Here is a 22,620-nt window from a genome sequence, read left to right as displayed (position 1 = left end):
CTGTTCATGCCGTTCGTCCTCTACAACGTGCATGTAGAGCTAGTCCGCTTCGTGACCAGCGGCACTCCGGGTCTTGCTCTCAAACTGAAGTCACCGTCGGCCGCGATCGACAAGGCAGTCCCGCTTTTCTACTGTCGCCCTGAGGCGGCGCTCGACGTGCTCAGAGTTCCCTACCGCCATGCTTACACCCCGTCGGGTTGGTTCAGACAACAGCACCGAGCCGCGAAAACTGGCGCCTAGCCAACGTGAACAAGCGGCAGGTTGTGGGAGGCGACCGAGCGTCTCTGAATGGCCGTGTGTGGACGCCCCGCCGGATACAAGGGGGTGTTTGAGAGATTTGTTCGCGCAGGATCAGGTGCTTCCGTGTGTCCGGCCTGTTAATGCAGCCTTTATCACGGCTGCTGGCCTGTATGGAGATCGCGGATCGGGTCCAGACCGCAAGTGCGCGCTCAAGGCGCCTGGACATTTCACTGGTTTTCCCGACCCCGTCTTCTGACCGTTGCGCCATACCTCTCTACTGACCTTCCTTGCGTCCCTGACGCCTCAAGCCTTGCGGGTTACGCCGCCACGGCCGGAGCTCTGTAGGAGCCGCCATGCGCCGTCAGCGCCCAGACGATCCTAGCCATCTTGTTCGCAAGCGCGACGGTGACCAGCATCCGCGGCTTGCGCGCCAGCATGCCGGCCAGCCATGCGCCAGCCTTGTCGGGATTACGTGCCGCAACCTTGGCGGCCGAGCTCGCGCCGAGTATTAACAGCCGCCGTAAGCTGCGTTCACCCATTTTCGTTGTACGACCGAGGCGCTCCTTGCCACCGCTGGAATGCTGCCTCGGGACGAGTCCAAGCCAGGCTGCAAAGTCACGCCCGCGCTTGAAGGTGCTCGCAGCGGGCGCCAGCGCCACCAGCGCCGTTGCCACGACAGGGCCGACACCTGGAATGGTCATCAGCCGCTTCGCGACGGGGTCTGCCTTTGCACGAGCGGCGATCTCGCGATCAAGAAGAGTGATCTGCGATTGCAGCGCCTGGAAGCTCTCCGCCATGATCACGAGCACCGGCCGTGCCTCATCCGGGATGTCAGATGTAGGATCCTGGACCAGATCGACCAGCTTGCTCACGTGCCCCATACCCTGCCGCACGATATAGCCGAACTCAGTAAGGTGCCCGCGTAGCGCGTTGATTAGCTGGGTGCGCTGGCGAACGAGCAGATCGCGGGTACGAAAGACGACCGCCGATGCCTGAGATTGTGCGCTCTTGCCTTGCACGAACCGCATCGTTGGACGCTGAGCGGCCTCGCAAATTGCTTCTGCATCAGCCATGTCGTTCTTCTGACGCTTCACGAACGGCTTCACATATGCCGGCGGGATGAGGCGCGTGTCATGGCCCAGAGCTGCGATCTCACGCGCCCAATAATGAGCGCTTGCACAGGCCTCCATCGCAACAACGCAACGAGGCAACTGAGCGAAGAATGCCAAAACCTGGTCTCGACGTAGCTTCTTGCGGATCACGACAGATCCATCTGATCCCGACCCGTGCACCTGAAAAACCGACTTGGCCAAATCGATGCCGACTGTGCTAACCTCGTCCATGGACGCCTCCTACAGTGGTGTTTCAACACCTCCACTTTGGCACATAGATGCCGTCAGGGGGCGTCCACCCCAACGCAAGTGGGTCAGCTCCAAGTAGAGGCGCCGGGCGGCGTCCATTGCGGCACCTGTTGGTCCTGCCATAGCCGCAGGCGTCGCCAGTCCAATGCGTCGTACACTGCGGTGCTGCTCTGAGGGCTGCTCAAGGGCAGTGCGGAAGCCGCCTCGCGGAAGAAGCGAAGCTTTAGCGCCTCATCATCCAGGTAGGCGGCTTCCCACCATCCTACATTCCTCTCCCGCGCGTTGGCCATTGCCGCGGCCGAGGGTAGCCTGTCACGCTTCTCGTGCTGGTTGACACGGGCGTGGGCTGGCATGAGGTTCCACAGGTCGCCGCAGGGCCAGACCGACCAGGGCAGGCAGTGATCGATGTCGAAGGTTTTCGGTTGAGCGGTCGTCCTGTCCAGACGCATTCCATGGATTGCCCGCGATCGAGAAGCCGCTGAACGATACCGCGGCCAAGCCCGGTGGTGCGCACCGGCTCTGCCCAGGCAAGGGCGGCTTCCGCAGCACCGGCGCGACCGCCAAACCCATTCGATCGGCATAGCCGCGGATGAGGCGCGACCATTCAGCCACCAGCATCGGCTCGATCCAGGAACCGAAGCGGGACATGGCCCGCCACAAATGACCTGGCACTTCGATCAGACCCCAGCTGCGTAGCATTTCAAGGTCAAGTACGGTTACGGGTGCGCCTCTCCGTCGCGCGCGGCTGACGCCGAACACCTGCATGTCGCTGTTAGGATAGCGGGTGAAGGTCGCTGGCATCTTGGCAATCGTGTGCGCCGCCCGCGAAAGGGCAGAGGCCACTGCAGCGGCCTGCTCGCCGCTGAGCGAAGCACCGACCCGCAGCTCGATCGGCGCCGTGCCAAGCGCCAGCAGCGCTTCGAAGCCATCCTTGGCAAAGCCTAGCCGATCGGTGCCGATGTTGCCCGGCATCTGTGGAAGTCCGGCTCGCACCAGCGGCAGGTACATTCGCAGCCAGTTCAGTGCGACTAGACCCAGTGGCACCTCGACTGCATCGCGGCCTTCAGGTGTCGGCGTAGCTGCAGCAGGTGCATATTCAGCAATGCGTGCCACGGACCGGAGCAGCGCCAGCTTATAGGTAGACGACTTCTCGTCGGATAGGACGATCCCGCGCACCAGCGGGAGCGCGCCGGTGCCGTCATCGGGCATGCGCAGCGCCATGACGTCCCAGGTCACACCGGCGCGTCCGCCCTGATCACTGGAGGTCGCAACCCGCAGCACCTCCAGCCCATGTACCCGGGCCAGTCCCTCGATTTCGGCAGTTGAAGTCGGGTGCATCTGCATACCGGACGGCGCGGGACCGTGGCGCAGCGTCATCACCAGCACGCCGCCCGGCTTCATCAGCGAGGCGAGTTTGCGGAAGGCGCGAGGCCGATCGGCAGGCGCGACGTGCTGCCAAACAGCTGACAGCAGCACGAGTTCGTAGGCAAGCCCAAGCTCATGAACATGGTCGAGAGAGGGCAGGGCATCGCTCACCCACCGGATGCCGCGGCTCTGATGCTTCTCGGCTGCGATCCGGCGCATTTCAGGAGCCGGCTCGGCCGCCACGACCTCGTAGCCGAGAGAGGTCAGCCAAGCCGCGTCACGCCCAGTGCCAGCGCCGACATCGAGGGCAAGTTTGCCGTCACTTTCAACAGCGATAAGGGCCAATACCTGCGCCAGCATCCGTTCGGACGATACCGCCTCATACCTCTCGGCCAGCATGTTGGCTTGGCCATCATAGGCAGCGATGACGTCCGAGTACCCGCTCAAGCGTCGAGCCCTGCGAAGCGTGCACGGTGCCGGGCGACATAGTCGGGGCGCGGATGCAGCCGTGGATCGGCAGGCAGGTGCACGCGCTCGCCCGGTTGCGGGAACAGGCGCATGAGCTCGGACGGCACCTTGTTGTGCGACACCAGTAGTCGGCACTCGTCATCGAGGCTGATGAGGTGGCGGTCGAACAGCCAGTGCGCGGTCGCAGAGAGGGCAATGCCATTCTGTACGACATCCGGCCCGCCATCGGCGACGCTCCAGATATGCGCGGCCTGAGCCTCGGCCTTGCCGCCACCATTGACCATGCGCAGACCTGTTACCGCGCACCGGCTGTCATAAGCGTCGAGAACATGGCCTCGGAAGGCGGCGCTGCGCACCTTGCGGTTGAGCAGTAGCTGCGCGATGCGCCGCTCGTCAGGCGGTGAGGCCAGCAAAGTGGCAGTCGAGGCATCGATGTGCCGTGGATCGAGCTCGAGCCGGATCGCATATTCGGGGGACAGCGTGTCGACCAAGCCGGCGTTCACGATGGCGGCAAAGTCAGCATCGTCGATGGCGCGAACCGAGCGGCCGCGCAGCGTCCGACCGGCGGTGGCCGGATCGTCCAGTTCGCGCAGCATGCGCTCCTGGAAGCGGCCGTCCGGATCGCGGTACGGCACAGGACCGTCGAACTCGATGAAGTCTTTGATGCGGGCGTAGAAGAGGGTGCGGTCAGCGGGATCAGGGTCGATGCTGTGCACCCGACCGGCCCCCACATACGCCTTTCGACCGCCGGCCGAGCCGGTTTCTCGATAGACAATCCAATCGCCGACGCACGCTTCGGCTGCACGTAGGTAGATGCGCGGGAAGTGATAGCGCTCAGCAATTAGGTCATCGTAGCGCGACGCACCGCTGATCTCGAAGACGCCTTTCATGCCGAGAACGTGGCGCCATTCTCATGCTAGCGCAATGTCAGGTCTACTATGAACAGTCATCAACCTGGGTTCAGTCCATCCCTGAATTGATGTGATCTATCAAGCGACGGATGAAGAAGGCCGGTCACCGACCCAGGACCGTCTGTTAGATGATCGCGATCAATTCTCTGGTAATCCAACCTGCGTAGCCTCCGCACCATGATCCGCCTCGCCATCCTCGCGGCCCTCGCGTCGTTTCAGCCCGCCGTTGCACAAACGATCACCGGTACCGCCCACGCTGGCGACGGTGACAGCTTTGAGGTCGCGGGCACGAAGGTCCGCTTGTTCGGGGTCGACGCGCCGGAGTATCGCCAGACCTGTCAGGTAAATCATTCGGAATGGGCGTGCGGGGCTGACGCTGCCTCTGCGCTTGGCGTGCTGATCGACAATCGCCTGGTCACCTGCATTCGTCGTGAAACCGACGTGTACAACAGGACCGTGGCGAACTGCATGATCAACGGACAGGACGTGGCAGCGCAGCTCGTTGCGCAAGGATACGCGATCGTTTTGGAGAATGGACGGGCCGACTATGCAGTGATTGAGGCTCGCGCGAGGGTCGGAAAGGTCGGGATCTGGGCGACCAAGTTCGACATGCCAGTGGATTGGAGGCGCGCCCATCCGCGCGATCCTGACGCGCTGCGCTCACCCAGCTCTGGACAATGGAGTGCGCCGGTCCGCTGGCAGCCTAGAAGCTCAGGGTACATGTACCGTAACTGCGATCAGGCCCGAGCCGCAGGAGCGGCTCCGATGCGCAGAGGAACGGCAGCATACAATCCGAACCTTGATGGCGACAGCGACGGGCTCGCCTGTGAGCCCTATAGGGGCCGACGCTAGGTCGGAAGAGGTGGTGCATTCGTTTGTGCGCGGTTTCCACCTGATTGAGCCACTTCGCTGTCGAGCCCGGCGCTCTGAAGGCGGTCGGCCATCTAGGTGAACAACGGGCAAAAGTCGGCGATCGGGAAGGGCGGTCTGAGTGGCCGGAAGTGGGTCACCGCCGCTGCGCTGCTGGCGCCGATCCGGGCTATGTGTCGCTTCACGTCGCGCGCGTGACTGGCCGCGCCAACAAAAATCAAATCTCTGTTCGCTCCGATAGTTCAAGCGCGTCTTCTACGTCCACGCGAGATAACGGACGGTGCTCTCGATTTTGGCGTGACCAAGCAGGATCTGCACGGCACGTAGGTTGCCGGTAGCCTTGTAGATGATTGATGCTTTGGTGCGCCGAAGCGAGTGCGTTCCGTACTCCTCAGCCTGAAGGCCGATGCCTGTAACCCACTCCCTCACAAGCCTGCCATACTGCCTCGTGCTCATGTGATCCATGTAGCCGTTGCGGCTCGGGAAAACGAAATCGTTCAAGGTGCCTCCACGTCGCTCAGGCCAGGAGAGCAGGGACTGCCGAGCGGGTTCAACGATCTCGAATTGCACCGGCCGCTTGGTCTTTTGCTGCACCACGATCGCCCGGTCGCGGATGCGACCACCGGCTGTTATGTCTCCGATCCGAACTTTGACCCGTCGCAGCCACGGAGTTTGCTGTCGATAGCGAAGTCGAAGAGTGCGCGATCTCGTAGCCTTCGGTGCTGGTGGAGCCAGAACCGAATAGCCCAGACCTGCTGCGGTTTGAGTGCCCGCTTAGCTCCGACCACCCGCCCTTCGTTCCAGGGTCGAAGATCATCGAATGCAGGGTCCAGCGAGGAGTGTCCCATTGCCTGTCTCCATGCCCCCGCCGCAGCACCCAATCCTACAGCAGTTCGGACCTAAGTTCACTCGCTTGTTGATGCCATTTGCCCATTAGCAGCCTAGGCGCCAAGCCGCGGACCCGCGTCCAACTGCCGGCGCGAATGTGAACCAACGGCAGCATCATGGGATTGGTCACAACGCGGTGCATGATCGTACCTGGGTTACCGGCGGCCGAGAGCGGTTTGTCAGCTCACGCCAGTGATTATATAAAGCGCGAGCCTTGTTCTTAATTGCAGACTACGGTTCGGTGATTAACTTGGCTCGCCAGGCCGGGGAGCGCAAGTCAACCTAAGGTCAGGCGGGCCCAGGCGGCTAGAGACTCACGCTGAAGCGAGCCCAGATCTCGCGTCCACGCCGGGCTACGCAGGTCACTTCGGGAAGGCCTGCTGAGCCGCTGGTCGCAGCACCCGACACCTGCGTGCTGGAGCGCAGCGGATTTTGACCTTCCTGGATGTTCGACGCAGTGCAGCTGCCGGTGGTGATCTTGTTTCCCAGGTTGCGCCCGAGCAGCGAAACCTCCCACTTGCCGTCGTTGCCCACGTAAGCGACGTTGGCGTCGAACATGGCGTAAGCGTCCTGATAAAACCGGTCGCCACGTCCCAGCGCGGTGAGGTAGCGCGAGCTGTACTGTGCTCCGACACCGAGCCGCACCTTGTCGGTGCTCGACACAGGGAGGTCATAGTCGATGTTCCCGCTCAGCTGCCATTCGGGCGCGCGGATCAGCGGGATACCGGTCAGGTCCTGGCCTGTGAAGAGACCGGTCCGCGGATCGCGGTTCGAGTTGCAGCCTTGTGCGATCGTCTGGCCGCGCGTGCACTGGGCATCCCGGAAATCGTCGAACTTGGCCTTGTTCCAGTTCGCAGCCGCGCTGACCATCAGACCCTCGATTCTGTTGGGGCGGTAGGTCAGATCGAAATCGATACCGTAAACGCGCGCACTCGCCGCGTTCACTGTCTGCACCTGGGTGATGCCAAGCACGGGATCGATCGTCGAGACGCCGACCTGCAGGCCCTTGTACTCGTAATAGTAGCCCGCGAGATTGAGGTTCAACTGGCGGTTCGCCAATCGCGTTTTCACGCCGACCTCGCCGCCGCGCACCTTCTCGTCGCCGAAAGCCGGTGCTGCCGACGGCGTGGTAATCGTGAACGATCCGGATTTGTAGCCCTGCTTGACCGCGCCGAACAGGGTGAAGTCATCGGTCGGCGTCCACGTGAGCGTCGCCTCCGGAGAGACGTTGGCAGTGCTGAACTTGCCCCTGTTGGGCAGGGAGATGTCGACTGGCGTCGCCCCGCCAAGGTTGAAGACCTGATCGCTACGCGTTTCATGCGCATAACGGGCGCCGACCGCCAGTTCCAGCGTGGGCACGATCTTGTACCGCAGCTGTCCAAAGCCGGAGTACGCTTCGATATCGATGTGGTGCGAACCGTTCGCGAGATAGCCATTGGGGAAGAGTGGGAGCGGCAGGATCGCGCGGTTTACCGGCAACCGGATCTGGTTGTAGATCTCACCGTCCTGATAGAACGCGCCAAGTGTAAGGTTCAGCGGTCCGTCGAATTCCGTATCGAGGCGCAGTTCCTGAGTGAAATCGTTACGGTAGAACGCGTTATCGGCTGCAAACGGCGAACCCGCGAAACCCGTCTGAACCGCATTGATCATCGAGTCCGAATCGACCCGGTAATATCCCGTCACTGACGTCAGGCCGATTGTGTCGCTGGCATTGTAGTTGAGCTCGAGTGTGCCGAACTTCTGCTTGCGACGAATGAACGGAACACCGAAGTTGCGGCCCGTGAAAGTCGCCGGATTGAAGTAGACGACGTATATGTCCCGATCGAGCTTACAATCTTCTCGCGGATTGAGGTACAGGATGCCTGTGGAAGAGGGAGCGATGCCTTCAGGGCACGTCGTAACCTGCCCGTGCGATGCATCACCCTTCACATCGTCGACGGTGTAGTTCACCTTCAGGCGTGCCTTGAAGGTGGCGCTCGGCTCCCAGACCGCCGTGCCGCGCACGATGAAGCTCCGGCTCTCGGGGTACTTGAACGAGGGTCGGGCGGATCCGACAGCTGCAGGCGTGAGGTTCTGGGCCCGATTGCGGAAGAAGCCATCTTGGAAGTCGGCCATGCCGGCGAAACGTACGCCAAACGTGTCCGTGACGGGCGTGGAAAGGATGAGCTCGCCGCGTTTCTCTTGCGCCTCGGCCTCGTAGCCCAGCCTGGCGATCACCTCGACCTCGTTGCCGGGATCGTTGCTGCGCAGCGAGACCACGCCCGCCGGGCTGTTCTTGCCGAAGAACAGGGCCTGTGGCCCCTTCAGGACTTCGGCCTGGGCGAGATCGAACACGCCCGCGGCATAGGCCAGACCCTGCGTCAGCGAGAGGCCGTCGACGTTGAGCGACACGGACTGGTCGATGCCGGCGTCGAGGCTGCTGGTGCCGACGCCTCGCAGCGAGATCTGTGGCCCGATCGAAAGCACCGCAGAGCCGATGTTGACGCCAGGCACGCGAGTGACGAGGCTTTCCAGGGAGGTGATCTGCGCTTGTGCGATCGTCTCACCCGAGACAACCGCCTCAACCACGGGAACCTTGAGGATTGACTCTTCACGCTTGCGGGCAGTGACGATGATCTCACTCTGGTCCCGAACGGGACGATCTTGTGCCTGCGGCTCGGATTGCGACTGGGCAGATGCCGCGCCTGCGAACCCGAGCATTCCGAGTGCAGTGCCCGCAAGCAGCACGAACGACGTGAGCCTTTGCATGTTCCATCTCCCCTCTTATGCCGATCGCGATTCGGCGGCCTTTCTCGAAACCCATCGACGCGCGATGGATCACGCGTGCCAACAGCGGCTATTGAGTGAATCCAACTTCACTCAGTCGGACGAGAATAGAAACTTTGAAATACGAACCGATAGTCACAAGCAAGTGCTTGTGCAGTGCGCGTCAAGAATCAGCCAAGATGACGACAAGCCAGCACTAGGGTCAGACCATGCCCTTGCGGCACGATGTCTTTTGAGAACTACGTTACCATCGTGACCACCACGGCTTGCGCGATCCGGCACGGTCCCGACCTGCTGCGTCGCGATTTGCGCACGACGAGAGGAAAGTCCGAGGCTGCGCTGCTACTCGCTCGCTGTTCGCGCCCGACCAAATTGCCCCGAGTGCGTGAGCCCCAGCACTGCATAGGAAGGATCGTCCTGTGAACGATGGCCTTGCACATGGCCGTGGCCGAGCAGCCAGTCCTCAGCAATGGGTTGGTTGATAGACCAGTCGCGCACGCATAGCCGGCGCTTCACGAACCATTCGTCCTCTACGCGTCGCAAGGTATCGACATAGCGCCCGCCGATCACATTTAGGTTTTCGACGTCAGGCTCGCCCGGCCGCGGCGCTCGAACCACCGCGATGAAATATGTCTCGGCACCGGCGTCATCGCCATCGACGTTGATCAGTGTCTGACCAAGGCTATGGAAGCACGAGTTGCTGCTCGGCAGCGAACGCATCAGTCGCGTCACGAACTCTGGTCCTGGGCACTTGTTGAGGCCGTGATCGTCCCAACTATCCTCAAGGTAGGTGCTGCGGCACAGGTCGTGATCCATTCGGTCGCAGCCGTGGCAGTAAACGGCGACCGTCTTGGCGATCTCGTAGTGGTCGAGCATCTCTTGGATCCGCTGCTCGCGGGAACGCTTGATTTTGCCGTCCTCCATTTTCCGACTTCTCCGAGTGTTCTACAAAAAGGACGCTACCTGAGGCGGAGCGACGGATCCTACCGCTCAATGCGGAAATCGAGGGGCATCGCGATGTTCAGCTTCGGGCCGCTACTCCAGGTTGATCAGCCGGTAGCTGTCGTCGTCGGGGTAGCGGCCGCCGGGCTGGATCATGAAGCCCATCATGCCGTGGGTCCAATCAGCCGAGTTCTCGAATTGGCGGTACCAGTCGGTGATCACCATGCGCCGGATGATACGCCATTCATCATCGCGCTTCTCGAACGTGTCGGCATAGCGGCCGCCGGCGATGAGATCGAACTTGCCATCCGGGCCGTTCACGCGGTGGAAGCCGAAGAAGTAGGACTCGACGTCGGCGGTATCGTCCCGGATGGCGATGATCGCGTTCCCGGAAAAGTGCTGGGTCTGGTCCATGCTGCCCATCGCCGCAAAGGACCACGCGATGAACTCCTCGGCATCGCCCTGGAATGAGAGATGCGTGTCGACGACGTCGGGCCAGTAGGCGGAGCGCACCATCTCTGCATCGAGCCGGTCGACGCCGCGGCAGTAGCGGGCAAGGCATTCGCGAATGGCCTCGCGGTCGGCGAGTTCGGCAAGGATCTGTGTGGTCTTGGTGGTCATCCAGGCTCTCCCTCAGGATGGCGGTCGGAAGCGCGGCTTGCGAGAAAGGCGTTCCTGCCTTCGGCCAGCAGCGCGGTCTGGTTCAGCGTGGAGCCGGCCGTGACGCCGCCGTCGACGACCATGACTTGTCCGGTGATATGACTGGCGCGGTCGCTGGCGAGGAATACCACCATCTCCGCGATGTCGCTTGGCTTGCCGGGCTTCTTCAGCGGTTGCTTGATCAGCCGCAGCGGCTCGAGATGGGTCTGCAGCTCGGCGAAGTCCGCGGGCGACAAGCCAGGCTCCACCAGGCTGTTCATCGTCGTCGGGATGCCGCCGGGCGCGACCGCGTTCACCCGGATGCCGTACTCGCCCAAGTCGACGGCGATGGAGCGGGTGAAGTTGATGATGCCGGCCTTGGACGCGCGGTAAGCGGGGATCGAGAACCCGGGATCGAGGGCGGCGATCGAGGCGGTGTTTACGATCACGCCGCTGCCGCGACGGGCCATGTGCCGCGCGGCGCACTGGCTGCCCCACATGACGCTAGCGAGATTGATCCGCAGCACTTGCTCGAAGTCGTCGAGTGGATCGTCAAGGAAGCGCTGGTGAAACGCGCCGGTGATGCCGGCGTTGTTGAACATCAGGTCGAGCGTGCCGAAGGTCTCGACCGCGAACTCAACAAGCCCGCCCATCTGCGCGCGGACGCCCACGTCTACGTGTCGGTAGCGCGCGGCGTCACCCAGCCGCTCGGCAAGCGCTTGGCCGGCCTCGTCGGCAAGATCGGCGATGACCACGCGCCCGCCTTGCTCGACCACCGCCCCGACCGTCGCCGCGCCGATGCCGTTCGCACCGCCGGTGACGATCGCCACTTTGCCGAGGAGGTCGCCGCGCGGGCTCACCACACCGGGCGTCCCTCGGGCCAGCCCACGAACCTCCAGGCCTCGTCGCTCTTCCAGGTGAACTCGACATAGTGACCCAAGGTCTTTCGGCCATCGAGGTAGATGAACACCAGACTAGGGATCTTGTCCTTGGTCGAGAGCGGGCCCTCGAAGGCGAGCGGCAGACCGAGCCGGGCGACCTCCTCGCGCATCTCCGCCTCGTTGTCGCGGCGCAGGGAGATGTGGTGGAAGCGCGGCACCGCGTCGCTGCGATCATCGGGCAGCATGTTGACGTAGTGCTCGACGTAGCCGCCGACCGGCTCGATCAGCTCGATGTTCAGCCCGCCCGCCCAAGTGCTGGCGACGCGGCACTGGAGCGGCTTAGGCCCTTCGAGCGTGTTGACCACCATGTCTGGATCGATCCGGTCCCAATTCTGCATGTCGAACTGGTTCCCCATCATCTCGACGGCCTTGTCGAGGTCGTGGGTGACATAGGCGTTCTGCATGTGTCCGCGGATAAACATCGTCACTCTCCCATGGTCCCTTGTCTCAGGCCTGATCGCGGCGTCGGAACGTAAGCGGCAGAGTGGCGATCGGGTGCGTGGCGATGGTCGGCACGAAGCGGATCTCGTCGACCAGCACCAGAAGTTCCAGGTCGGTCAGCTGCCTGACAATCTCGCGCGCGGCCAGCTTGATCTCCATGCGGGCAAGCGCGGCGCCAATGCAGCGGTGCGCGCCGGCACCGAACGACAAGTGCCGCCCGACGTTTTCGCGCGTCATGTCGAACGTGCGCGGGTCGGGGAAAACGGTGTCGGTATCGTTGCCAGAGGCCCACAGCAGCAACAGGTGCGCGCCCTCGGGCAAAACAGTTCCGCCCAGTTCCACCTCGCGCGTGGTCATGCGGGTGAGGCCACGAGAGGGCGGTTCCCAGCGTAGCAGCTCTTCGACGAAGCGGTTGAGCCAGCGGTTGTCGTCGCGATTGGCGTAGAGCTCTTCGGCGACGTCGTGCCGGGTCGCCAGCAGCACCAGCAAGTGGCCGATCGCGGTAGCGGTGGTCTCGTTGCCAGCGATCAGCATCGCACGTACGAGCGAGACGACTTCGGGGAAGGTCAGCGTGTCCTCGCCTTCGAGCCGCGCATGGACGAGGTCGGAGATCATGTCCTCCTTCGGCTCGGCCTCGCGATCGCGGATGTGGGCGATGAGGAACTGCTGCAGCTCGGCAATCAGCATGGCATTTACCACCATGTCCTCGCGGCTCTGCATGCGGCTTTGCTGCGCGACCACGGCATAGGACCAGTCGATGATCTTCTGCCCGTCGACTTCGCCCAGGCCCATCTGTTCGCAGATGAACCGGATCGTGATCGGCGCCGCGATGTCGCGCACCCCATCACAGCGACCGTCCGCAGCAACCCCGGCAATGATGTCGCGCACCACACCCTCGATCTTGGGCTCCAGCTCCTTGACCCGGTGCGCGGTGAAGGCGCTCTCCATCAGCTTGCGGATGCGCGTGTGATAGGGCGGATCGGTCTTGATCGCATCGGGAAAGAAGCCGCCACCGTGAGTGCGCAGGATCTCCTGGAACTCGTCCTGGAAACCCTTGGCGGTCTGCGCCTTGTAGCCTTGCTCAGACGAAAAGGTGATCGGGTCCTTGGTCACCGCCTGCAGGTCTTCGAAACGCGAAACGAGGTACATGTTGAGTTGCGGATCGTAGTGCACTGGATCGCGCGTGCGCAGCTCGCGGTAGTAGAAGTTGGGCCGCGCCTGGATTGCAGGATCGAGCAGGGTGCCCTCGAGTGCGTCGGCGAGGTGCGGGTAGGGCTGCAGTGCGTCGGTCATGTCAGCGCCCCCGCCAGTCGGGGCCGGAAGGTCCGAACGCCGCCTCGATTGCATCGGAGGTCCAGCCCCAGTCTTCCAGCTTGTAGTCGTAGGCGCCCAGCTTGTGCCGCGGATTGTCGATGTCCCATTGGCGCATCGCTTGCTCGCCTTCGGTCGTCCACGGCAGCCCGGCCGCGGCGTAGACCTGCTTGGCGACGCCGATGCCGTCCTTTACGCAAGCCTTGTAGTCCGCCTCCACCAGGCGGATCGAGCTGCCCAGCGCCGCCTTCTGCATGTGATAGCGGTTGAGTTCGTAGCTCCAGTACTCGACTGTCTCGTGCGCGTAGCGCTGCTTGTTCGGTGTCTCAAACGTGTTGGTCAGGATCTCGTCCATCATCCGGAAGCTCGATCCCATGGTGTTCGACAAGTCGCGCCGCGAGATGACGAAGGTCGCGCGTGGGAAAACCTCGGCCATCTCGGCCATCTCGCCGGTATGGCCGGGGTTCTTGAGCAGCCAGGGTCCTTTGGGCCCGCCGTTCTGCCACTGCAGGTACTGCAGCATGCGCTTGAGGAAGGTGAGCGGCGAGACGCGGTTCACCGTGCGTGCCCAGTCCAGGAACACCTGGTCTGGCGCGGTCGTATACTGCATCACGTAGTCGAAGTTCGCGAGCGGGATGAAGCTGGACTCGTCCGCTTCATTGGCGGCGAACTCGTGCATCTTCTGGTAGCTGACGTCCGTGTTGGTGACGTGCCCCATCATCTGCGCGGCCCATTTGACGCGCAGGTGGTGCTCGCCGCGCTGCTCGCTCGGGAACGGCGCCGGGTTCCACATCGCCCATGCCGGCGTCGCCTGGAGGTTGGGATCGGACGAGAGGAAGCGTTGGACCTTGGTCGTACCCGAACGCGGCAGGCCCAGAACGACGATCGGGTCGGAAACGTCCTCCTCCAGGATCTCGGGATGGCGCGCCACGTCCGCCTCGTAGCGCAGGCGGTTAACTAGCCAGCGCAGGGTGTTGGCGTGCATGCCTTCGAGCCCGCGTGCCGACATCTCGAGCCGCGTGGGTATCTCCAGCACGCGTTGCAGGTTGGAAAGGAAACCCCGGTCCCGAAAGTCGGTGGCGCCGGTGCCGGACTCGCGAAACGCCTCGTCAAGGATCGGCTCGAAGAGCAGCTTGTGCCGTAGCTGATCGGTCATCACGCGAGTCCTCAGAAATCGGCCATGCGGCGGCGGTAGGCGGAGACTAGGCGGTCGCTCAGCAGGCGGTGCCGCGCGTCGGGGGTCACCGTCGGCGTGTCGGCGGGCAGATGATCGCGAACGTCGGCGAGCGGGACCGTCCGCAGCGTCGGGTTGGCGGGCTTGGTCGGCGCCCGGAAGAAGCGGAACGCGATGAGGCTTAGCACGCGGCCCGAGCAGTCGAGCCAGTTCGGCACGCCCGGATCGCTCCAGCTGGCGACAAAGCGCACCTTGCCGTCGCCGTCGACATGCGCCTGGGTGCTGTTGAACGAGGACGAGCGCGACCACCAATCGAGATTTTCGAACTGCATTTGGAACAGCGCGGTGTTCCAGTAGCCCGAGCCGGTGTCCTCGATCTCGATGATCACGGCTTCATCCGGTTGGCAGCGCAAGTGGCCGGGAAAGTAGGTCGTGCCCACGAAGGCGCCGGGGAAGACCAGTTCCGGGATCTCGCCAGGCTCGTGGCGCAAGTGTGACTCCACGCCGGCGCGGTAGAAGTCGGTGTGGACACGCAGCAGGTTGACCAGCCGATCGAAGCGCGTCGCCGCGCTTTGTGCGTCCAGCACCTTCGCGGGGAAGGTCTGGCTCTCCATGCGGATCATCAGGTCTGCAGGCTCTTCGGTCAGCCAATCGCCGTAGTACTGGCGGCTGTGCAGCTCGCTGGGCCCCTCGGGCATCTCCATCCACAAGGCGTGGCCGAGGTCGGCGGGTCGCTCCTTGCTGAGGACGATGTTCACCTCGGCTCCTGGCCAAAGATGGTCCGCCTGGTCGATGTTGTTGGCCACCGATACCGTCTTCCACCCGACAAGGTCGCAGGCATGCCCCGCATAGATCGCCAGCTGGAAGATCGCGGCTGACCCGCGCTTCCCCTTGATGAGGTAGGTATAGTCGCTGTGCAGCACGACCGAGTGGTACATGCAATCAGGGGAGGGCAGCTGAAAGTTGATGCGGCTGGTCGCCCCCATCTTGGCGAAGGCAGGGTTCTCATAGTCCGCCTCGACATAGGCGGAGTGGCCGAAGTTGATGTCGCGCAGCAAGTGCCGGAAGGCCTCGTAGGTATTGAGCTCACGGTCATCCTCAGGCCAGCCGACGACGTGCTTTTCCAGCTTGTAGCGCATCGCACCAATAAGCTTGTCGAGCTGACCCTCGGCCCAGGCGAGCGCAGCTTTATCGCTGGAGAAATCGCCGGGTTCAGCCGCTGGTTCTGTGGTGTTGGGGGAGAAGTTCTCCTGCGCCATCACGGTCTTGTTGTCGCTCATGGTTCCGCCTCATGTCTGGATTTCAAGGGGGATGGCCGGAGCCGTGGCCGTCCGCGGCCCGACCAGGCCAGTGCCGACCATGGCTCCGCCGTCGGCTACCATGGCGTGCCCGGTCACGTAGGACGCGGCCGGGGAAACAAGGAATGCGATCACCGCGGCCATTTCGTCGGGGTCGGCCCAGCGCTGGAGCGGAACCTTCTGCGTCAGCATCGCGAAGTGTTCGGGAGCCACGGCCTCCATCGCGCGGGTCATGCCGGTCCTGGTCGGGCCGGGGCACAGCGCATTGATGCGGATGCCCTCGCAGCCCAGCTCCCGCGCCAGCGCGCGGACCAGTCCGATCAGCGCATGTTTGGTGCTGCAATAGGCCCAGTTCTCGGCATAGCCGGCAAGCCCCATCGTCGAGGAGGTGATCGCAATGGCGGGCTGCTTACTGCAGCGCAGCAGCGGCAACGCCGCCTTGATGCCGAGCACCGGACCGAACAAGTTGATGGCAACGACGCGCTCGAAGGCGGCCATGGAGAGGCTGTCGATCGATCCTCCACCGGTCACCCCCGCGTTGAGTGCCAGCGCGTCGAGCCCGCCGAAACGCGCCTCCATGTGTGCGACCATGCGGGCGTTGTCTGTCTCGCTGCTGATGTCCGCAACCAGGCTGGCGATCCCGGCTTGGGCGGCCCACTCCAGCCGGTCGGCGTCGCGGTCAGCCGCCAGGACGCTCCAACCTTCGCGGACCAGACGCTCGGCCGTCGCGCGACCTATGCCATCCGCAGCGCCGGTGACGAGGGCGGTCGGCATGCTTAGCCGGCTGCGATCTGCCAGCCGCCGCTGGCATCGATGACTTGGCCGGTGACCCAGGCTGCGCGATCGCTGGCGAGCCACACGACGCTTTGGGCGATGTCTTCGGGTTCGCCGATGCGGCCGAGCGGCGTGACCGAGCGGATCCACTCGCGCGTGGCCTCGTCCGCCTCCAGATCGATCGACTCTCCCGAATATTCGCCGCGCGTGAGGCCCGGCGCGACGGCGTTGATCCGGACGCCCTTTACCCCCAGCTCGGGCGCCAGACTGCGAGTGAGCTGATTCAACCCGGCCTTGGATGCGCCGTAAACCGACAGGTTCTGCGAGGGAACGACTGTGTAGCGCCCGGCCGTCGACGAGATCACGACGATATTGCCCTTGGTCGCTTCGAGTAGCGGCAGCGCTTGCTTGATCAAGCGCGCGGTCGCGGCAAGGTTCGTCGTGTAGATCGTGTCGATCTCGTCCTCGGTGGTCTCGTCGAAGCTCTTCCACAGCTGCGCGCCGGCATTGCTGACGAGCACGTCCAGCCTGCCGTGACGGTCGAGCACGATCTGGAGCGTGCGGGCGCGATCCTCGGGGCTCGTCAGGTCCATCTGAGCCCAACTGATTGCCTCGGGCGCATGGCGGCACGTCTGTTCGAGTGGCTCCTGCCGCCGCGCGGCGACCACGACCTTCGCGCCTTCCGCGGCGAACATGCGCGCGATGCCCTTGCCGATGCCGGTTCCGCCACCGGTGACGAGGGCGACTTTGCCGTCCAGAAGTCCCACGCCTTTCCCCCCTCCGCCCATCTGCATGCCGATCGGCTGCTCGCCGGACATTGCGGCCGCGCCCCAGTCATGCTCATTCGGGTGCGATGGTCATGTCCTCGCCCGCATGCACGAGCACTTGCTCGCGCTTCTAAACTGAGTGATTTACATGAACCCTGTCAAGCACCTTGATGATGCCGGAAGGAGAGCCGTTGAACCTTGATCCAGACCTCACCCCCGCGGAAGCCCCAGGACCAGGCGAGCTCGCGTTGATCCTGGCGGCGGAACGGCTGTTCGCCGAGCGGGGGATCGAGGGAGTGTCGCTGCGGCAGATTAACCAGGCCGCCAACCAGAAAAACATCGCCGCCGCGCACTACCATTTCGGCTCGCGCGACGGACTGGTTCATGCCGTGCTGCGGCACCGCTGGCTCCGGCTCGATCGTCGCCGCGCCGAGATGCTGGCTCGCACCGGACGGACCAAGGACATCCGGTTCTACCTTGAAGCTTTCATTGAGCCGCTTACGGAGGAGTTGTTCCCGCGCGAGGAGGGTAACTACTACCTGCGATTCATCTCGCAATATGGCCGTTTTCGGCTCGATCTCGACGCTGTGAAGACAGTGACCCCTGCCGGCGTGCAGATATATGCGGAAATCGAAAGGTTCCTTTCCTACCTGCCCAAACACGTGCGCAAGTTTCGAATCCATCACCTTATCAGCCTGATCCACTCGATCCTGGCCAGTGCCGAGGAGCAGCTATCGAATGGTGAGCTCGACCAGGCGAGTCTGAGCCTCACGTCGGCCAACATGATCGACATGCTGGCAAGCGCTCTCACGGCTCCACTCTCCGGCGAGACCCTCGACTTGTTGCGTGCTGTCGAATCGTCACGAAGAACCTGATAGAAGTAGCTCCCGTCTGCGCACGACAGGACAAGAGCGCGCGCACGAGCAGGCACGCCGCTCTGCTTGACGCGGTCAGGTAAAGCAAACAGTTTAACCGCACTGCGGCAGCACTCGTTCTGACGAGTGGCAACGAACCGCGTCGCCTCGGGAGCACGGGATGTACCTGGCCGGTCATTACCAGAACGCATACGTGACGCACGACATCGATCGGGCCATCGAAGATCTGGGCGAGCGATTTGGTCTGCGCGACTTCACCGTGCTGAAGCCAGAGATGGTGTTCCACACCCCGGACGGTGACAAGCCGGCAAGCGTCCGGGCCGGCTTCGCCTGGGCGGGCGGTTTGCAGATAGAATTGATCCAGCCGCTCGGCGGCTTCGTCGATCACTACCTGCCTTATCTTCCGCAGGACCCGCAGGACCCGACGCCGCGCTTCCACCACACTGCAGTGAGGCGCGATGACCGCGATGCCATGCGTGCCGAGATCGCACAGCTAGGCCTGCCGCTCGCATTCGAAGGCGAGGTGCCCGGCTTGCTATACATCTACCTCGATGGCCGGCAAAGCCTGGGGCACTACTGCGAGTATGTCTGGGCCTCGCCCGAGGGTTGGGACCTGATGGGCTGGCCGCAAGGACGGCCGATCCTATGACCCGGCTGAGGCCAGGCAGCCCCCGATGAAGGTCGGGATCACCTGCGCGGGAATCGGTGCTTACGCATCGGGCGAATTCATCCGCACATCAGCTCGGCTGGCCGAAGAGGCAGGATTGGCGCACTATTGGTTCCCAGAGCACGTCGTGCAGTTCCGCAGCTATCCGCAGTCACGCTACCCTTATGCGGATGGCTCCGGGCAGGACTTGCCCGAGCAGTCGAACGATGCTCCGCTGCAGTTCGGCGACGACGAGATCCCCTTTGCAGACGTGCGCAATCCGATCGTCGACCCGGTCTTGGGCATGGCCTGGGCCGCCGCAGCCACTCGTTCGATCGAGGTTGGCAGCAACATCCTGATTCTGCCGCAGCGCAATCCCGTGCTGCTCGCCAAGGCCCTCGCGACGCTCGACAGCTTTTCCGAAGGCCGGGTGCTGCTCGGCGCCGGGGTGGGCTGGGCCAAGGAGGAAGCGGACGCGGTGGGCAGTGACTTCGCCAGCCGCGGCAAGCGCACGGACGAGGCGATCGATGCCATGCGCGCGTTGTGGCTGGAGGAAGCGTCCACGCATCACGGAACCGCTTACCGCTTCACCGATGCTTATGCCTTTCCCAAGCCCTCGCGCGCCGGCGGTGTGCCGATCCTGATCGGCGGCGAAAGCACGGCGGCGATGAAGCGGGTGGCACAGAGAGGGGATGGGTGGCTGCCCTACAACCTTCCGCTGAGCGAAGCGCCTGCCACCATCGCGCGGCTGCACGCGATGACCCGGGACAGCGGGCGCGATCCGGCCGAACTGCGCATCATCAAGATTATCTACAGCTCGGCCGAGCTCGACGATCTCAGGCGCTACCGCGACGCGGGCGTGACCGAGTTCAACATCGCCTCGAGCGGTGAGCTGCCACTGGGGGAAGCGGGGATGGCGGCGATGTTCGCCGAACTGCACCAACGCATCCTCGCTCCGCTCGCAGGCTGGTGAGGTGCGGGCTGGCGAGTAGACAAAGCTAAGAACACAATAAAAGTGGGAGTGTCTGAAACATGCTAGGCAAGTCCAAGCTGCCATTCTGGCTGCTCGCCTCGACTGCTGGGCTATACCAGCCGGCTTGCGCGCAATCGGTCGCGACTTCGCCTCCCAGCGGCCTGGCGAGCGATCAGACCGCCGACATCATCGTGACTGCGCGCAAGCGCCAGGAGTCGATCCTCAAGGTGCCGGTGATCGAGGCAGTCCTCACGGGCGATACGCTCGATCGCCAGCAGGTCACCAGCCTCGATGACATCAGCTCGCTGGTGCCGGGCGTAGTGCTCGGCGTCGCTCCGCTCGAAGTCGGTACGCAAATATCGGTGCGCGGCATCGGCACGTCCTCGCTGGACCCGGGGATCGACCAGTCGGTTTCACTCAATCTCGACGGATTGCAGTTGAGCCAGGGTCTCGCCTATTCGGTTGGCTTGTTCGACATGGCGCAAGTCGAAGTGCTGAAGGGGCCACAGGCCTTGTTCTTCGGCAAGAACAGCCCAGGCGGCGTAATCTCGATCCGCACTGCGGATCCGGGGCAGCAGCTCGAGACCACCGCCCGGCTGTCGTACGGAGCGCCGTCGAATACCTGGCGCGGCGAGGCGATCGTGTCGGGCCCGGTCACCGACACGTTGGGCCTGCGTCTGGCGGTGATGTACCAGGACGACGGCGGCTACTTCCGCAATCGGGCGGTGCCGGCGCCAGGAACCGGGGCCGTCGATCCGGCGGACCGCTTCGGACAGACCAGGACGCTGTACTTGCGCGGCACCGCGTTGTTCGAGCCGAGCTCCGACCTCAAGGTGCGGCTCAAAGCCAACTACACCCGAGACAAAGGAAAAGGCGGCGCCCCGTTCCAGCTGAAGTCGTGCCCGGAAGGCACGTTCGCCTATGCCGGTGTGCCGTTCTATGGCGTGGGCGAAGACTGCAAGCCGGATCGAACTCTCTATGCCGTCGATCTTGATCCCGACACGTTCATCGGCGTTGTGAACGGCGGGCACCCCTTCACCAACATCCGGCAGTTCTTCGGTACGCTGGAGGTCGACTATCCCTTGCAGCCGAGCCTCGATCTAACTTGGATCAGCGGCTACTATGACTTGAAATCCGACGCCATGATCGGCGGGACTTACGCTGGCCAGGCCGCCTCGGTAATCGTTGCGCAGAAGCACTTCACCCGGCGTGAGTTCACGCAGGAATTGCGCCTGAACTCAGACTATGCCGGTCCGCTGAACTTCACGGCAGGCGCCTTTTACCAGCGGGCGACGGTCAAGAACGACATCGACTTGCTCGGCAATACCAGCTTCCTGTTTCCCGCAGTGCTCGGCATGGGAAACCACGATGTCGGCATCAAGTCGCTTTCGGCGTTCGGGCAGCTGCGCTTGCGCGTGGCGCCGCGGTTCGAGATCTCAGGCGGCGTGCGCTTCACCAACGAGAAGCGCCATGACAATGCCGAGACGATCGACGTGTTCGGCGTCTATGACGGTGCGCCCGGCTCGACAGTGTTCCCGGCCTTGCCACGCTTGAACACCAGCAACTGGTCGCCCGAACTCACGCTCACCTGGACTGCGACGGACGACCTGACGCTGTTCGGCTCGGTCAAGCAGGGCTACAAGTCGGGCTCTTACAATCTGATCGTGCCGGCCAATCCCGGCGACGACAACTCGTTCGGCGACGAGAAGGTGCAGGGCGGCGAAGTGGGCCTCAAGTACCGCTTCGCCGATCGCCAGGTGTTCGTCAACCTGGCCTTTTACTATTACAAGTACGCAGGTCTCCAGGTCGGCGCGAACGAAGCGGCGCAAGGCGGCCTGCCCAGGATCCGTACCGTCAATGCTGGCAGCGCCAAGTCTTACGGCATCGATTCCGACGCAACCTACAAGCCTCAAGGGATTGCCGGCCTGAGCTTCACGGGCGCGGTAAGCTGGAACATCGCCAAGTTCACCAAGTTCCTCGGTGCTCCCTGCGCCGGCGGCCAGACGATCGCGCAAGGGTGCAACAGTGATCCGGTGCCGGTAACCGATCCCGCCGACATCGCCGCGGGCTATTACAGCATCGATCCCGCGACCGGCGGACCCGTGCGCTTCCAGGGCCAGGACCTGAGCGGCGCTGCACTTCCGCGCGCGCCGCGATGGCAGGTCAGCCTGGGGGCAGACTATGAAGCGCCGGTCACGAGCGGGCTTGTCTTCGGGATCGGGGCGAATGCGAACTACAGTTCGCGCTACCTCACTGTCCTTGGCCGCCGGGCCGACTTCTACCAGGCCAAGTTTGCCAAGATTAACGCCAACCTGCGCATCAAGGACGTCCGCGACGCTTGGGAAGTCGGCGTGATGGGCAACAACCTGACGAACAGGTTCGTTACCGGAAACTGCACGATCACCAACTACGCCGGAGGCCAGGCCTTTCCAGGTAGCATCTCTGGCGCGCCGAACGCTGGCGCTGCAGGTACGGACGAAGTCCTGTGTCCCTTTGATCGCGGACGCGAGGTCTGGCTCCGGCTCACCTTGCGACCCGGCAAGTTCTGACAAGATCGCCAGCGATCCGCTGATGCCGGCAAGGCAATCGATTGATGCCTGGAGTCGTACGCGATAATCAAACTATGCCAGTTATTGATCACTTTCCACCCGTTCGAGCCCATTCAGCCGGCACAGCCGGCGCTCAGGATCGGCCATTCTGAAACGATGAACAGATGGCAGCTTGTGGGAAGCGGCCGAGTGCGGTTGAGTGTCCACTTGTGGGTCGACGCTCAGATCTAAGCCTGCCCCCCGCCATCCGTGCGCAACAAGCGACCGAGATCGCGGCGCGCCCACATGTTCAGGAGCGAGACGGTGATTTTGAGCTGGACGCGGGCAGTCTCCTTTTCGGTGAAGATCGGATCGTAGCGGTCAGCGGCAGCTCCTGGATCGGGCACCTCGCGCAGGATGGCTGGCGGAGCCGTTGTCATGT

General features: G+C 63.3%; 21 protein-coding genes and 1 pseudogene. 6 read left to right on the top strand and 16 right to left on the bottom strand.

What is annotated here, in order from left to right; all coding sequences use genetic code 11:
* Positions 1–240, top strand: a 240-nt coding sequence (locus GV044_RS22180) for a hypothetical protein (protein WP_236554968.1), incomplete at its 5' end; no start/stop codon positions are given.
* Positions 241–557: 317 nt separating this feature from the next.
* Here the strand turns inward: GV044_RS22180 and GV044_RS13520 are convergent.
* The 4 genes from GV044_RS13520 to GV044_RS13505 all read right to left on the bottom strand — a co-directional run bounded on the left by GV044_RS13520 (position 558) and on the right by GV044_RS13505 (position 4,324).
* A complete protein-coding gene (locus tag GV044_RS13520) occupies positions 558–1,583 on the bottom strand; it encodes an IS110 family transposase (protein WP_159871646.1) in 1,026 nt (341 codons plus the stop codon).
* A gap of 83 nt (positions 1,584–1,666) precedes the next feature.
* Positions 1,667–1,966 carry a hypothetical protein gene (locus GV044_RS22750; protein ID WP_371741619.1) on the bottom strand — a complete coding sequence of 100 codons (300 nt, stop codon included), beginning with the start codon at positions 1,964–1,966 and terminating at the stop codon, positions 1,667–1,669.
* On the bottom strand, positions 1,914–3,413 hold the full coding sequence (locus GV044_RS13510; protein ID WP_159871640.1) for a bifunctional 2-polyprenyl-6-hydroxyphenol methylase/3-demethylubiquinol 3-O-methyltransferase UbiG: 1,500 nt from the start codon (positions 3,411–3,413) through the stop codon (positions 1,914–1,916). Before GV044_RS13510 ends, GV044_RS22750 begins: the two co-directional genes overlap by 53 nt.
* Positions 3,410–4,324 carry an HNH endonuclease gene (locus GV044_RS13505; RefSeq protein WP_159871637.1) on the bottom strand — a complete coding sequence of 305 codons (915 nt, stop codon included), beginning with the start codon at positions 4,322–4,324 and terminating at the stop codon, positions 3,410–3,412. The genes GV044_RS13510 and GV044_RS13505 overlap by 4 nt, the downstream gene beginning before the upstream one ends.
* 198 nt (positions 4,325–4,522) lie before the next feature.
* Here GV044_RS13505 and GV044_RS13500 point away from each other — a divergent pair, with 198 nt between their 5' ends.
* A complete protein-coding gene (locus tag GV044_RS13500) occupies positions 4,523–5,197 on the top strand; it encodes a thermonuclease family protein (RefSeq protein ID WP_159871634.1) in 675 nt (224 codons plus the stop codon).
* A gap of 235 nt (positions 5,198–5,432) precedes the next feature.
* On the opposite strand, the pseudogene GV044_RS13495 reads toward GV044_RS13500, so the two are convergent.
* From GV044_RS13495 to GV044_RS13445, 11 genes and pseudogenes are all read right to left on the bottom strand, one after another.
* Positions 5,433–6,063 (bottom strand): annotated as a pseudogene (locus GV044_RS13495) (tyrosine-type recombinase/integrase).
* A 346-nt stretch (positions 6,064–6,409) separates the two neighbouring features.
* Entirely contained in the window at positions 6,410–8,851 is a 2,442-nt protein-coding gene (locus GV044_RS13490) for a TonB-dependent receptor (RefSeq protein ID WP_159871631.1), read from the bottom strand.
* A gap of 360 nt (positions 8,852–9,211) precedes the next feature.
* Positions 9,212–9,793: a nuclear transport factor 2 family protein gene (locus tag GV044_RS13485; RefSeq protein ID WP_159871628.1), complete on the bottom strand. Its 582-nt coding sequence runs from the start codon at positions 9,791–9,793 to the stop codon at positions 9,212–9,214.
* Positions 9,794–9,904: 111 nt separating this feature from the next.
* On the bottom strand, positions 9,905–10,432 hold the full coding sequence (locus GV044_RS13480) for a nuclear transport factor 2 family protein (protein ID WP_159871625.1): 528 nt from the start codon (positions 10,430–10,432) through the stop codon (positions 9,905–9,907).
* Positions 10,429–11,310 (bottom strand): SDR family NAD(P)-dependent oxidoreductase, encoded by an 882-nt coding sequence (locus tag GV044_RS13475; protein WP_159871622.1) that lies wholly within the window; start codon positions 11,308–11,310, stop codon positions 10,429–10,431. Before GV044_RS13475 ends, GV044_RS13480 begins: the two co-directional genes overlap by 4 nt.
* Positions 11,307–11,813 (bottom strand): VOC family protein, encoded by a 507-nt coding sequence (locus GV044_RS13470; RefSeq protein ID WP_159871620.1) that lies wholly within the window; start codon positions 11,811–11,813, stop codon positions 11,307–11,309. Before GV044_RS13470 ends, GV044_RS13475 begins: the two co-directional genes overlap by 4 nt.
* Positions 11,814–11,838: 25 nt before the next feature.
* Positions 11,839–13,125, bottom strand: a complete 1,287-nt coding sequence (locus GV044_RS13465; protein WP_159871618.1) for a cytochrome P450 — start codon at positions 13,123–13,125, stop codon at positions 11,839–11,841.
* Position 13,126: 1 nt separating this feature from the next.
* On the bottom strand, positions 13,127–14,299 hold the full coding sequence (locus tag GV044_RS13460) for a sulfotransferase (RefSeq protein WP_159871616.1): 1,173 nt from the start codon (positions 14,297–14,299) through the stop codon (positions 13,127–13,129).
* 11 nt (positions 14,300–14,310) lie between these two features.
* Positions 14,311–15,597 (bottom strand): hypothetical protein, encoded by a 1,287-nt coding sequence (locus GV044_RS13455; RefSeq protein ID WP_159871614.1) that lies wholly within the window; start codon positions 15,595–15,597, stop codon positions 14,311–14,313.
* A gap of 9 nt (positions 15,598–15,606) precedes the next feature.
* Complete coding sequence (locus GV044_RS13450) at positions 15,607–16,389, bottom strand: SDR family NAD(P)-dependent oxidoreductase (protein WP_159871612.1); 783 nt, start codon at positions 16,387–16,389, stop codon at positions 15,607–15,609.
* A 2-nt stretch (positions 16,390–16,391) separates the two neighbouring features.
* Positions 16,392–17,207: an SDR family NAD(P)-dependent oxidoreductase gene (locus tag GV044_RS13445; RefSeq protein ID WP_159871610.1), complete on the bottom strand. Its 816-nt coding sequence runs from the start codon at positions 17,205–17,207 to the stop codon at positions 16,392–16,394.
* Between the two features lie 140 nt (positions 17,208–17,347).
* On the opposite strand from GV044_RS13445, the gene GV044_RS13440 reads away from it, so the two are divergent.
* From GV044_RS13440 to GV044_RS13425, 4 genes are all read left to right on the top strand, one after another.
* Positions 17,348–18,031: a TetR/AcrR family transcriptional regulator gene (locus tag GV044_RS13440; protein ID WP_159871608.1), complete on the top strand. Its 684-nt coding sequence runs from the start codon at positions 17,348–17,350 to the stop codon at positions 18,029–18,031.
* 160 nt (positions 18,032–18,191) lie between these two features.
* Entirely contained in the window at positions 18,192–18,680 is a 489-nt protein-coding gene (locus GV044_RS13435; RefSeq protein ID WP_159871606.1) for a VOC family protein, read from the top strand.
* Positions 18,681–18,705: 25 nt separating this feature from the next.
* Positions 18,706–19,650, top strand: coding sequence for a TIGR03619 family F420-dependent LLM class oxidoreductase (locus tag GV044_RS13430; protein WP_159871604.1), 945 nt, complete (start codon positions 18,706–18,708; stop codon positions 19,648–19,650).
* A 59-nt stretch (positions 19,651–19,709) separates the two neighbouring features.
* Positions 19,710–22,199, top strand: a complete 2,490-nt coding sequence (locus GV044_RS13425; RefSeq protein WP_159871602.1) for a TonB-dependent receptor — start codon at positions 19,710–19,712, stop codon at positions 22,197–22,199.
* A gap of 227 nt (positions 22,200–22,426) precedes the next feature.
* Here the strand turns inward: GV044_RS13425 and GV044_RS22175 are convergent.
* On the bottom strand, positions 22,427–22,620 hold a 194-nt coding region (locus tag GV044_RS22175; protein ID WP_236554967.1), incomplete at its 5' end, for a hypothetical protein.

This window comes from Novosphingobium sp. 9U, assembly GCF_902506425.1.
Taxonomy (GTDB): domain Bacteria; phylum Pseudomonadota; class Alphaproteobacteria; order Sphingomonadales; family Sphingomonadaceae; genus Novosphingobium.
The sequence above is the reverse complement of the archived record's forward strand: the minus strand, read 5'-3'. Positions and strand labels throughout refer to the sequence as shown.

Excerpts from the sequence above, each read along its gene's own strand:
- GV044_RS13520 (WP_159871646.1), bottom strand. The coding sequence starts at position 1,583 with ATGGACGAGGTTAGCACAGTCGGCATCGATTTGGCCAAGTCGGTTTTT.
- GV044_RS13505 (WP_159871637.1), bottom strand. The coding sequence starts at position 4,324 with ATGAAAGGCGTCTTCGAGATCAGCGGTGCGTCGCGCTACGATGACCTA.
- GV044_RS13500 (WP_159871634.1), top strand. The coding sequence starts at position 4,523 with ATGATCCGCCTCGCCATCCTCGCGGCCCTCGCGTCGTTTCAGCCCGCC.
- GV044_RS13490 (WP_159871631.1), bottom strand. The coding sequence starts at position 8,851 with ATGCAAAGGCTCACGTCGTTCGTGCTGCTTGCGGGCACTGCACTCGGA.
- GV044_RS13485 (WP_159871628.1), bottom strand. The coding sequence starts at position 9,793 with ATGGAGGACGGCAAAATCAAGCGTTCCCGCGAGCAGCGGATCCAAGAG.
- GV044_RS13480 (WP_159871625.1), bottom strand. The coding sequence starts at position 10,432 with ATGACCACCAAGACCACACAGATCCTTGCCGAACTCGCCGACCGCGAG.
- GV044_RS13470 (WP_159871620.1), bottom strand. The coding sequence starts at position 11,813 with ATGTTTATCCGCGGACACATGCAGAACGCCTATGTCACCCACGACCTC.
- GV044_RS13465 (WP_159871618.1), bottom strand. The coding sequence starts at position 13,125 with ATGACCGACGCACTGCAGCCCTACCCGCACCTCGCCGACGCACTCGAG.
- GV044_RS13460 (WP_159871616.1), bottom strand. The coding sequence starts at position 14,299 with ATGACCGATCAGCTACGGCACAAGCTGCTCTTCGAGCCGATCCTTGAC.
- GV044_RS13455 (WP_159871614.1), bottom strand. The coding sequence starts at position 15,597 with ATGAGCGACAACAAGACCGTGATGGCGCAGGAGAACTTCTCCCCCAAC.
- GV044_RS13450 (WP_159871612.1), bottom strand. The coding sequence starts at position 16,389 with ATGCCGACCGCCCTCGTCACCGGCGCTGCGGATGGCATAGGTCGCGCG.
- GV044_RS13445 (WP_159871610.1), bottom strand. The coding sequence starts at position 17,207 with ATGTCCGGCGAGCAGCCGATCGGCATGCAGATGGGCGGAGGGGGGAAA.
- GV044_RS13435 (WP_159871606.1), top strand. The coding sequence starts at position 18,192 with ATGTACCTGGCCGGTCATTACCAGAACGCATACGTGACGCACGACATC.
- GV044_RS13430 (WP_159871604.1), top strand. The coding sequence starts at position 18,706 with ATGAAGGTCGGGATCACCTGCGCGGGAATCGGTGCTTACGCATCGGGC.
- GV044_RS13425 (WP_159871602.1), top strand. The coding sequence starts at position 19,710 with ATGCTAGGCAAGTCCAAGCTGCCATTCTGGCTGCTCGCCTCGACTGCT.